At 31.3% G+C, this 12422-nt stretch carries 13 protein-coding genes; all 13 read right to left on the minus strand.

Annotated elements, in window-relative coordinates:
• Position 1: 1 nt before the first annotated feature.
• Positions 2-268, minus strand: coding sequence for a phosphopantetheine-binding protein (locus NSS74_RS25495; protein ID WP_168388009.1), 267 nt, complete (start codon positions 266-268; stop codon positions 2-4).
• A 4-nt stretch (positions 269-272) separates the two neighbouring features.
• The gene (locus NSS74_RS25500) at positions 273-1319 is read right to left on the minus strand and encodes an XdhC family protein (RefSeq protein ID WP_241139177.1); all 1047 of its coding nucleotides are present in this window, start codon (positions 1317-1319) and stop codon (positions 273-275) included.
• 226 nt (positions 1320-1545) lie between these two features.
• Positions 1546-2016, minus strand: coding sequence for a (2Fe-2S)-binding protein (locus NSS74_RS25505; protein ID WP_241139178.1), 471 nt, complete (start codon positions 2014-2016; stop codon positions 1546-1548).
• Complete coding sequence (locus NSS74_RS25510) at positions 2006-2641, minus strand: nucleotidyltransferase family protein (RefSeq protein WP_241139179.1); 636 nt, start codon at positions 2639-2641, stop codon at positions 2006-2008. The genes NSS74_RS25505 and NSS74_RS25510 overlap by 11 nt, the downstream gene beginning before the upstream one ends.
• Positions 2638-2889, minus strand: coding sequence for an acyl carrier protein (locus NSS74_RS25515; RefSeq protein WP_088031212.1), 252 nt, complete (start codon positions 2887-2889; stop codon positions 2638-2640). The genes NSS74_RS25510 and NSS74_RS25515 overlap by 4 nt, the downstream gene beginning before the upstream one ends.
• A gap of 3 nt (positions 2890-2892) precedes the next feature.
• Positions 2893-3948, minus strand: coding sequence for an alcohol dehydrogenase catalytic domain-containing protein (locus NSS74_RS25520; protein WP_149191280.1), 1056 nt, complete (start codon positions 3946-3948; stop codon positions 2893-2895).
• On the minus strand, positions 3914-5734 hold the full coding sequence (locus NSS74_RS25525; protein ID WP_340814539.1) for a beta-galactosidase trimerization domain-containing protein: 1821 nt from the start codon (positions 5732-5734) through the stop codon (positions 3914-3916). The genes NSS74_RS25520 and NSS74_RS25525 overlap by 35 nt, the downstream gene beginning before the upstream one ends.
• A 3-nt stretch (positions 5735-5737) precedes the next feature.
• Positions 5738-6889, minus strand: a complete 1152-nt coding sequence (locus NSS74_RS25530) for a DegT/DnrJ/EryC1/StrS family aminotransferase (RefSeq protein ID WP_088031215.1) — start codon at positions 6887-6889, stop codon at positions 5738-5740.
• Positions 6890-6892: 3 nt separating this feature from the next.
• Positions 6893-7636 carry a sugar phosphate nucleotidyltransferase gene (locus NSS74_RS25535; protein ID WP_088031216.1) on the minus strand — a complete coding sequence of 248 codons (744 nt, stop codon included), beginning with the start codon at positions 7634-7636 and terminating at the stop codon, positions 6893-6895.
• On the minus strand, positions 7599-8669 hold the full coding sequence (locus NSS74_RS25540; RefSeq protein WP_241139181.1) for a glycosyltransferase family 4 protein: 1071 nt from the start codon (positions 8667-8669) through the stop codon (positions 7599-7601). Before NSS74_RS25540 ends, NSS74_RS25535 begins: the two co-directional genes overlap by 38 nt.
• Before the next feature lie 34 nt (positions 8670-8703).
• On the minus strand, positions 8704-9687 hold the full coding sequence (locus NSS74_RS25545; protein WP_149191284.1) for an NAD-dependent epimerase/dehydratase family protein: 984 nt from the start codon (positions 9685-9687) through the stop codon (positions 8704-8706).
• On the minus strand, positions 9680-11011 hold the full coding sequence (locus tag NSS74_RS25550) for a nucleotide sugar dehydrogenase (protein ID WP_340814541.1): 1332 nt from the start codon (positions 11009-11011) through the stop codon (positions 9680-9682). Before NSS74_RS25550 ends, NSS74_RS25545 begins: the two co-directional genes overlap by 8 nt.
• Positions 11011-12405 carry a class I adenylate-forming enzyme family protein gene (locus NSS74_RS25555; RefSeq protein WP_340814542.1) on the minus strand — a complete coding sequence of 465 codons (1395 nt, stop codon included), beginning with the start codon at positions 12403-12405 and terminating at the stop codon, positions 11011-11013. The genes NSS74_RS25550 and NSS74_RS25555 overlap by 1 nt, the downstream gene beginning before the upstream one ends.
• Positions 12406-12422: the final 17 nt, after the last annotated feature.

Genomic DNA, 12422 nt, shown 5'->3' on the forward strand with positions numbered 1-12422 from the left:
ATTAAACAGCCTCCCCATTAACTTTTGTATTTATATACTTTGTTATTTTTTCAAATGACCAAATTAATTTATTTTCTAGTAATACCTTTTCCATATCTAACTCAATATTAAATTCCTCCTCCATACTTACCAACCATCTAATAATAGTTAACGAATTTAAAGATAAAGCACTTATATCATCCTTAACTTCCATAATAGTTTCTTTATCTAATGCTCCTTCAGAAGCTTCAATTAAAGTTTTTACTATTCTCTCTTTAATTTGATCCATTTTATTACCTCCATGTATTTGTTTGATCATTATAGTAATTTATAATTTCTCCTAAAATGCTTATTGCAATTTCTTCAGGTGTTTGTGCAGCTATATTTATCCCAATTGGACAATGAATAGAATTGGTTTCCGTAGCATCAATTTCTGTCATTAAATTATTTAATCTATGTCTTGGTCCCATTACACCAATGTACTTAAACCCTAGATCAATAGCACTTTTTAAACATAAACAGTCAAACGAAAAATTATGACTCATAATAACAACTGGTGTATTCTTACTCATATTCGTTAAATAGGATTCAACATTCTCTATGTTATTAGAAAGTAAAGTAACTTCTTTGCATCTGTTAGTAAATCTTTTAATTAAGCTCTCCCTAAAATCATTTATTCTTAGTTCAAAATTTAATTTTTTTGCTATTTCCATAATAGGAAATACATCATTTCCTGCCCCCATAACAATTATTTCTTTTTGGGGATAAAACGCTTGAATAAATATGCCTACCTTATTGTTCTCATCATGATACAAACCTGTTTTAATTTCTACATTATTCAAAGTCTCTTTGATTTTGGGATCTAGTAAATCAGAATTATTCAGAATTTTCAAATCCGAATTTTCATATTTGATAAAACTCTCCCCTACTAGCCTAAAATCAATATGATTAATAATGGTACCAACTAGTACAGTCTCGTTTTTATTTAAACTATTATATATAGTATGAAGATGTGGTTGTAATTGCTTAGTATCTAAAATCAGAATATCCATGTCGCCTTTACAACCTTTATCAAAACCAAAAATAGGATCTGGTTGTGAAAGATTTAAATAACTGCCAATATCAAAACCTGTTTGATTATTCATTACGTCTAAGGATTTATCAATTATGTTATTTTCTATGCACCCCCCACTTAACTGGCTATATCCTATTCCTTTATCATTAATAACCATTTGAGCTCCCCGCTTACGGTACGTTGAACCCTTAGTATTTATAACTGTAGCTAATGCAGTTTTTCGCCCCTTTATTGTTTCACTTAATAATTTCTCTATGGTTTCCATCTATTAACCCCTTAAAAATTTTTCATTAGATAAATACATGAAATTATTTTATTAGAACAAAACATAAATAGTATTAAATGCATAATTCATTCTTTAACGGTCCCGTATTTATTTAAGTTTTAAAATACAAACTTCACTCTCGTTATCATACACATCCTGTAGCAAGAATATATTTAAGTTCTATACTATATATCTGTCAGCATCCTCACTTTCGGAAGAGTGTTATCTATTCTTTCCCTAAACTTTCTTTTATTGCTTTGATAATAGGAGTATAGCCAGTACATCTACAATAATTCCCTCTTAATAGCTCTGCGATTTCTTCATCCTTTAATTCTGTAAAATTTTTAGTAATAAAAGTACCAATCATCAAAAAACCTGGCGTGCAATATCCACATTGGAGAGCATATTGCTGTTGGAAACTTTTCTGTAATATACTATATCCCTGATCTGTCTCCAAACCTTCTACTGTAGTTATTTGTTTTTGGTTACACTGTGCTGCTAAGATAGCACATGATTTTACGGGTTCATCATCCAGTAGCACCGTGCAAGCACCACATGAAACACAATCACAGCCTATATGAGTACCTGTTAGTTTTAAATTATCTCTTAAAAAATGTACTAACGGTTGAATAGAAGAAACAGCAGTATTAATTTTTTCCCCATTCACCATTATTTCAATAGGGACTTTATTGGTCACATTCATACCCCTCTTTTAATTTTATAAATTTTAAATAGTCTTCTTGAGTATCAATATCTATTATTGGAAAATCATTTGAATTATCTATATTTTTAACCGATATCTTATTTTTATTTATTAAAGTGTTGAATCCCTTGTCACCTTCTAGTTCATCGACTTTTTTAAGTAATTTTGGTCCTAACAACACGGGATGTGCAGGGGTATTATTATAATTATTACGTATCGCATCGTATTGATACTTGAGATAGCATGTTTTCATCTCAAGTATCAATTTTTGAGAAATTATAGGCTGATCTCCTAAGAAAATAAAAACAGGTATGTCACCTTTAAAGCTACCTATACCTATTTTTATTGATGATGAGATTCCTTTTTTGTATTGATCATTTCGAACAATTTCAACTTTCTTTCTTATCTTTATTGAAATGCTCTTCTCTACTGTCTTGTCCATAAAACCTAACACTAAAATAATTTGATTGAATCCTGCTTGTACTACTTGTTTTATGACATGCTGTATCATAGTTTCATTATTTATTGATAAAAGTTGCTTAGGTTTTCCCATTCTACTTGATTCACCCGCAGCTAAAATTAATGCACCAAACCTCTTGGATTTATTAATTTTTTTCAAGACCTATTTCCATGTTCAATATATTGAACTAGATGTTCAATCGTATTACTATGTTCATCAAAAGTTTCTCGATAGTCTAACTCAATATTAAATTCATTCTCTAAATCAACCATTAATTTCATAAATTTGATAGAATCAATTTTTAATTTTCCATAGCCAATCCTATCCTCCATCTTTAATTCCTGTGTAGAAATATTATTATCTGATAATACGAGTTTTAACTTCGTTAAAATCTCTTCTCTACTCATTTTTCATACCCTCGATTCTCCTAGACTTAAAACAATTTTCAAAGCTTCTTGACTCTCGAACATTTTATAAGCTGTTTCAATGTTCCCAAAAGACATACGATGGGAAATAATAACACTAGGGTCTAGTTCCCCATCTTTGATTTTTTCTAAAAGTAACTCTCCATATTTTAAAGGGTCCCCAACCACAAATTTTAATGATAACTCTTTTGCAAAAGACTTCTCAGTATTAAATGGCATAGCCTTTGAATGATGCGCTCCTACACATACTACATTACCTTTAGGACGTACTAGATCTAAAGCTGTTTGAAGTGTATTATCTGTCCCTACGGCCTCAAGTATCACATCGGCACCTCTTTGATTTGTAAAATTATAAATTTGATTTAACTCATTCGGCTTGAGAGGTATCGCTCCTAATTTCTTAGCAATTAAATGTCTATTTTCATTAGGTTCAATTAAAAAGACTTTTGACTTTGTAAACATCTTTGAACACAAAATTGTCATTAGTCCTACAGGTCCACCACCGATAACTACTACGCAATCATCTTCTTTTATTTGTCCCTCCATAGCACAGGCGTATCCGGTAGATAATATATCACCAACAAAAATAGCCTTTTCGTCAGATACATTCTCTGGAACTTTTAATAAAAGCTTATCAGCGTATGGGACTCTAACTTTTTCAGCCTGTCCACCTGGGATATACTCTCCCACAACTTCGCCATAGCCAAATAATGAAACATGTTCACAATGGTAATGCATATCTTTTTGACAGTACCAACAATCTCCACACGCAACAATATCAGAGACGACAACTCTATCCCCTACTTGGATATTTTCAACTTCATTACCTACAGATTCTACAATTCCTGTAAATTCATGTCCCATTATTGTATTATGTATAAAGTCATTAAGTTCTCCTCTATACGGATGCATATCTGTACCACAAATAGAAGTTAAAGTAACTTTTATAACAGCATCTTTAGGATGTAAAATACTTGGAACTGGAACATCTTGAATCTGGATGAGTCTAGGTCCTCTTAACAGAGCTGCTTTCATCGCCATTCTCCTTATCCTTGAATACTTTTATTTCTTTTACTGACTTAGGTTGCATTTTTATATCTATATAGGTGTTATTAATAAATAACTTCCCATTTTGCTCTCTTGGGGAATGATTAATTAAAACGCAATTATTATGGTTATGATAATTTAAAATGTGTACATCAACAAAAGGCGATGAGAATTGGGCTGGTGCATCAATTCCTTCTGCATAAAGGATATTTTTATAAATTTTATAAAAATTTTCTTTTTCCATAGCGTAAGGCTTATTTAATAGCGACTCTATTGGGATATTAATATAGTAAACTTTCCCTTTTCCATATGAATTTATTGTTATAATAGGCTTCTTCGATTCATTAAATCTTGCTAACACTTCTGCTTGATTTTCTTTTATAATTGGAATTTGATTATCTTTTAAATTTTCCCATTCGACGTAATATGAAGTCCCTTCATATTCAAAACTTCTAAAATCCTCATTGTTTAATGTATAATCTTCTAATTCTATTCCAAATAGGTCAGATATCCCATGTCCGTATAAGTAATTCCCTGTACTATAGATCAATATTCCACCTTGGTATACATATTTTTTCAAATTTTCTAAATCTTCATTTGTCAAATGTAGGTTTGAAGGGAATAGAATTGCTTTATACTGTTCTAGATTTTCCCTACAAAATTCTGTTGGGATTTGCGTCTTTTTTAGCAATAAAAACGCGTAGAATTGAGATATTGATTTTTGTGTAAAATCTAAATTCTTATCATTTTCTTCAAACTGCTCTTCTGGTAAAAAAATCCCTACCTTTTTTTCACTCAACTTTCCATCTCGTATCTTATTGGAAATTTTTACACATTCTTTCAAACTGTATACACTCTTTTTAGGCTTTCCAGAAGAGCTATAAAAACCAACAAACCTTTCTCCCGGTCTTAAATTAAAAGGCTCTTTAACAGTCTCAAAATCTTTCCAACACCATGAAATAATTCCTGTTGCTCCATGTAAAATACTACTTAATCCACTCGTCAACATATAATCAGCTCTTATATCATCGGAACAACCATACAAACCAAATTCATCAACTAAGGGCTTACCATATAATTTTGCTATTGAAACTAGAAATGATACATATAATGATGATTTCCATGAATTATTGGATTCAATATTGAATTTTGTCCATAGAGGAAATCCATGTATTGCAACCGCATCCAATTCATTAGAAATATTAGATAAAACAAAAGGATGTTCTCCTACTACTGATAAATGATCACTTGCCATAATTACACTACTTTGTGGATTCCCCTTTTTTAATGCAGTAATCATATCTCTTAACCATATATTTGCTTCTTCACTTTTCAGCGATAAAACCGCTTTTTCATTTGCATATATTATTTCATCACCTATGTCAAAATATAAAATATTTTTATACTCTCTTAGTTCCTTACCTATAAACTCTAGAAAACACTCTGCTCTAGTTTTAAGTTTAATATTTCCCCATACATCCGTTGAATTATCCCAAGGTAGTTTAAATATTTGTCCATTCATCCATATTGTTAAAATTGAAGGAATACAATACAAATTAGCCTCATCTGCTAATTTAATAAACTGATGTAACCGCTCTACAACAAGATAATCATAGACTCCTTCATGAGGTTCGAAATCTTTCCAAAACAAGAAAAACCTGACTACATTAAACCCTTCACGAGACATTTTTAACAAATCAGTTCTTACTTCATCTTCATCCCATTCATGCCAATATTGACAGCCACTTTTGGATGGATGATAGTTGAAACCTATATACATAACTTATATATTCTCCTTTAATGTGTGCTCCAAAACACAACAAACTCTATGAATATCACTTACATTCAGGTTAGGATGTAAAGGTAAAGTTAGTTCTCTATCTGAAATTTCTTCAGCTATAGGACAATCACCTATTTTTGTTCCTTGTGTCTGTCTATATAGTGTAAATAAATGACATGGGGGATAGTGTACACTTGTTTGAATTCCTTCCTCTTTTAACTTACTAATAACGAGATCCCTATTTATATTTCCAGGCAATATTATAGGAAAAATATGGTGACTACTTTTTGAGACACTTACGGATTCAAAAGGTATTGTCACATCCTTTATTTGTCTTAGATTTATCCTATATTCTGAAGCTAGTGCTTCTCTTATTTTTTGATTTTCTTTGTACTTATATATCTGTTGAATCCCTATCGCAGATGCTAAATCTGTAGTCCTATAATTCATACCTACTTCCTTAACATCGTATGTTGTAGGTCTCCCTTTATGTTTTTCCCATGAGCTAACGCTCATAGAATGGGATCTAAATAAGCGTGCTCTCTCATGTAAGTTAGAGTCGGAAGTAACAAGCATTCCACCCTCACCTGTAGTTATGTTTTTTGTTGAAAAGAAACTAAAGCATCCTATGTCTCCAATGGTTCCTAAAGATCCCTTAGGAGTCTTTACAAATGGTCCATGTGCTACGTCTTCAACGACCTTTATTCCATAACTATGTGCTATCTGCATAATTCTATCCATATCTGCACTATAACCACCATAATGCACCACAATTATAGCTTTTGTTTTTGAAGTTATTTTTCTCTCTATTACTTCCGGATCTAAATTAAAATCATAGTGGCTTGTAGAATCTATAAAAACTGGTGTAGCCCCCACCATCTTTACTGCATTAGCTGACGCCACAAATGTCATTGAAGGTACTAAAACTTCGTCACCTGGCCCAATATCTAAAATTTTCATAGCTGTATGTAGAGCAGCCGTCCCACTATTTACAGCTAATCCTGGCAAACTAATATTTAAGTTTTCAGAAAATAAAACCTCGAATTTTTTAGTCTCTTCCCCCATAGATATCCATTGAGATTTTAATACTTTAGTTATAGCCGATATTTCTTCTTTACCAATTGTTAAATCATATAAAGGTATTTTCCAATCCATAATTTATACAACCCTATCTTTTTCTATTAAATTTTCTTTACTTAAATTCAATAATTGATTTTTATTTTTTTGAAAGAAATCGGTAGCTAAGTCTAACCCTCTTTTTGTCCCAATATCCATCCATACACCTTCATGAATATATGATTTAACTATTTTTTGCGATTTAATTAATTTTTTTAAAAATTCAGGTGCACCTATTTCTTCATCTTTATTTAAATAAAATATTGATTCAGGGTTTAGCATATAAATCCCTGAAGAAATTAGTAGATCGTGAGACGGCTTTTCAAGGTAATCGGTAATCTCACCAATAGAATTTCTTTCTACCACACCAAAATCAACATTTAATGAATGGTTATATAACATGACCGTACCAATTGCATTGGAATCAATATGTTCTTTATAAAATTTTCCAAAGTCCAAATCTGTTAATATGTCTGCATTCATTAATAAAAAAGGCTCATTCAAATTTTCTATTAATGTTAGTGGTCCAATTGTTCCCATTTCTTTATCTTCAACTGTATAGTCAATATTTAACCCTAACTCTTTTCCATCTCCAAAATAAGTTTGAATTAAACGAGCCTTATAATTTAAAGTTAGAGTCACATGTGTAAATCCATGGTATTGAAGTTGTCTCAAAATAACTTCTAAGATTGGTATTTCATTCAAAGGAATAAGTGGTTTAGGGATGATTTTAGTATATGGGTGTAATCTAATCCCTTTCCCCCCTGCCATTATTACTGCTCTCATATGTTTCTACCTCCCTTTCAATAATTTTCTCATATAACACTTGAATATTTTCTGTTACCTTTTCCCATGAATATTGATTGATAACCTTCTGATACCCATTTTCCCCATACAACTGAGCGAGATACTTATTTTCTAATAAAAACTGTATATTCGCTGAGATAGATTGTATTTCCGTATTTGTTATCAGCCCATTTTCCCCATGGTTAACGATATTCTTAACACCTGGAAAGTTAGCTGAAACTACTGGCTTCTTACACAGCCATGCTTCTAGGAATGTCAATGGGAATACATCTGCAGTAGAAGGTAAACATAGTAAATTACAAGCTTGTAATGCAGAAAGTTTTTCTCTTTCTGAAACTTGACCTAAATCTAATATTGCTTTATTATCTTTATACCTTTCGAATATCAATTTAGATCCTTTATAATGAGGTCCAATGAAAATAAATTTACTATTAGGATGTTTCTTTATTATGTCACTACTTGCTTTCAATAAAAGATGATAGCCTTTTGATTTTATTTTTCTTCCAAGAAATAAAATTATTTGATCATCCATTGAAATATTATATTTTTCCCGAAAATCAAATATTTCTTCATCACTTATTACAGGAGCCTGGGAAATCCTAACAATATTATTGAGATATTTTGATCCCAATTCTTGTATAAGATTCTTTTCCTCGTACTCTGTTAAAGTAACTATATTTTTTGCAAGTCGACATATATTAAGCCCTTTCCTTCGATTTTCCCATAAGCGAATATCTGTTGCAGGAGTTACTACAACTGGAGCTTTATAACTTAACTTTTGAACAACATCACAAAACTCTTCATCTACTAAATCCACTAAATGTATTAAATCTGGTTCCAGTTTTTCTAAATAATCAATATAATCGTCAAGGGATGATGAACTAGGGATAAAAATCCTTGTTCCTAGTTCATCTCTTATTATTTTATATTTTTTATGCGCATCGCTTTTTTGTACCAGTATTATATCTACCTCATTGTGTTTAGATAAAAATTTGGCAGTATAACTTGCCATGTTATCAGCACCTGATACCATTGGATAACTACTTCTAAACAACATCAATATTTTTTTTATATTCTTGTTTGTACCATTCATAAGTTCGGAACAATCCTTCTTCTAATGAGACTTTAGGCATATAGTTAATTATTCTTTTAAGTTCTTCTGTACTTGGGCATCTTCTCGCAGGTGAACCTGCTGGTGCTGGAAGATTTTCAATTTCCACATCATAATTAGCTATCTTAAATATTTTTTTGCATAAATCTTTAATTTCGATTTCTTCTTCTGAGTTACCAACATGAACTATCTGACATTTTTCATCTTCTAGTAAAGCCACCTCATATGTTGCTTCCACTGCATCTGTAATAAAGCAAAACGCTCTTGTTTGTTCAGCACCATATAGTTTAAAAGGGGTTTCTTTACTGAAAATTCTTTCAATTAAAGCTGGAACTACATGGTCTTTTCCCATTCTTGGTCCATAAATATTATGATAGCGAACAATTTTCCCTGCAAAATTATATTTATTTGCGTAATGAATAGTTAATAATTCACCAGTAATCTTCGAACCCGCATAAGAATTTCTTGGTAAAGTTACATCACTAATTGCTACAGGTACGCCCTCGGATGTCGGGATTGGTATATCAAAACATTCTTTTGACCCATTATACGTTTCGCTAGATGAAGAAAAAACAAATGACTTAGGTGGATGCTTTGCACACCAATCTAAAACATTAATCGTGCTCAAAATATTGGTCCTTAATACTTTTTCAGGCATTTCATTCGCATATTTAACACCATTTATAGCAGCTAAATGAAATACATAGTCGAATGACTTATCCATTAATAGATCATCTAAAGGTTTAGTTAGATCACCTTGTATAAAGTTAAATTTAGATTCATGCTTTCTAAATTCATCATCTTCTTTAATTCTAAAAAAGTTATCAATAACCGTTACATTATGTTCTTGGGATAGTAAATACTTTACTAAATGAAAACCTATAAAACCTGCTCCACCAGTTACCAAAATTTTAGCCATTAAATCCCACTCCTAAGTAATCACATTTTTTATTTGTCACATTTTTGAGAACCTCTTTATAAATACCCCATACATCATAAATAATTTTCTGTTTCTTCTCATGAGTATCAATTATATTATCTGAATATAATTGATACTGCGGGTGATTATTTAAAATAATCACAATATCTGTTTCTTTCATTCCAGCTTCGAATGTAACAGCCTTTAGTCCAAATTCCTCTTCAATTTTTTGAGCATCAATCACAAAATCATGTAACATGATTTCTTTAACTTTCTTTCCTTTTAAAAGGTTAAGGAGCTCCCATATTGCACTTCCTCTTAAATCATCTGTTTCAGGCCGTCCCTTGTATGCCAACCCTGAAACAAAAATTTTAGTGGTATTCCAATCCAACCCTTTACTCTCCAAAATATCATTTATTTGTAACATAATACCTTTAAGCAAATTCTCATTTGTATCTCTTGCTACTTTTACTAAATGCGGCATATATCCTTTTTGTTTAGCAGAATAAATTAAGTGATAAGGGTCTTTAGTTAAACATGATCCCCCTACATAACCCGGAGTCGCAATATCTGGTCTAGGATAATTATGATTTGCAGCTTCTATCATCTCATGTATATCTATATTAAATTTTGTTGAAATATTGGACATCTCATTCCCAAAGCTATATAAAATATCTGTATGTGCATTGCACATTAACTTCAGCATCTCTGCTGTTTCAAACGATCGTACCCTGACTACTTCTACGCCTAGCTTCTCAAAAAGCCGTTTAGCTTGCTCAAAATGTTCATCATTGGATGTTCCAATAACCTGTGGTAAATTTAATAACTCTTCTAATGCTTTACCTTGAATTGTTCTTTCTGGTGCAAATACAACTTTAGGATTTTTAATTTTATTTTGAAGTATAGGTAAAACAAATTCCCTAGTGACACCAATTGGTAATGTACTTCGAATAACTATTAAAGTATCGGATGTCATTTTATCTTTTACAGCCTCAATAGCTTCCTTGAGATATCTTAAATCTGGCTTATTATCTTTTTGTGAGTACGGAGTACCTACACAAATAATTACACTCTTTAAATTATCCGGAATATATTGTTGAACTGTAAGTCTATTATTAATTTCCTCTTTTAATATACTTTCTATTCCAGGTTCAAATAGATGTATATCCCCTCTACTCAATTGATCCCTAACTTCTTTTTTCACCTCAATACCTACAACATTCTGTTTTTTAGCAAGAAATGCACTAGCTAGTGTAACACCAACATAACCTAATCCGATTATACAAATACTATCGTTTTGTTCTTTCTCTTCTACGTATCTCATTAGTATCTATCCCCTTCTATATATTTTTCCTTCCAACTTTTCGAAATTTCTTGTACAATTTTAATTTGGTGGGGTAACTTATATTCTGCTAATCTTCTTTCTAAAAATTCTTTAACACATTCAATAGTTAGATACTCACTTTGTGCTTGAACATAGGCAACAATTCTCTCTCCATATAATGTATCCACTTCTCCTAAAACTTTACAATCTGTAATATAAGGATGATTTACTAAAGCACGTTCAATTTCGGTTGGATTTATTTTTCTACCTCCAACATTTATAAATGTTTTTGCCCGTCCTTTTAAAAAAACCTCTCCATTTTTAACATATCCATAGTCTCCTGTTTCGAATGTTCTGTTAATAACAAACGAATGCTCACCAACTTCAGTTAAATATCCATTAAAAACCGTATGACTTTGCACTTTTAAACAACCATTATTACTTGTTTCTACTTTAACGTGAGGTAATATGTAACCCACCGCATTTAAACTTGATTTTCTAACAGGATGTGTCGCTGCTATGGCACCTGTTTCTGTACTTCCATATACTTGTTGAATAGGCAGACCGAACTTTTGGAAAAATTTCCCCTTAACTATCTTATCTAGAGGACCTCCTGATGAAATTATTAATCTTAGCGTTTCTAAATCTATTTTTGTTATTTTTTGGGCTTGAGTAAGTATGTTATAAAATACAGGTACTCCAAATAAAATTGTAGATTTTGATGCATGAACTGCATTAATGACTTTTCTGGGGGTAGGGTTTTTACATAGATACAGAGTAGCTTGACTAAAAATTGAAGTTAAACATGCACCTATTAAACCGTATGAGTGAGTTAATGGAACGGTTGAAATTATAGTATCGGTATTTTTAATATCAAACCAATCTCGATAGCTTTCCGCACCTCTCCATAAACTATGGTAAGGAATCTTGGCAATTTTAGTAATACCACTTGTTCCAGAAGTAAGCATATATAAGGATTTACTTTCTGCTTCATAGTTATTATTTGGTCTTTTCAATTGTTCACTATAAACTTCCGAGTAAGTGTAACAGCTACTGGTTGATATAGATTCATAGTTATAGGTATCTGGTATAATCCATACACTTGTTTCTGTAATTTTTTTAACTCTTTCTATTTCAGAAACTGTACATTTACTATCCAATGGTAGTAAACTATATTCTTGCTCTATAATTGTTAACAATATCATCAATGATCGTAAAGAATGATCTACTACTAAACCAATTTTTTCTCCCTTTTTGAAATGCTTAAAGTTATTACTAATAACGTTCATTTCCTTTATTACCTTTGTAGGAGAATATATAAATTCTTCATTGATAACTGCTGCTTCTTTTTTTAACGCTATTTGTTTTTTTAACAAAGTTTTAATATAACCCACATTTATCAAACCCTCTT

It is taken from the genome of Bacillus sp. FSL E2-8868 (assembly GCF_038005505.1).
GTDB lineage: Bacteria > Bacillota > Bacilli > Bacillales > Bacillaceae_G > Bacillus_A > Bacillus_A mycoides.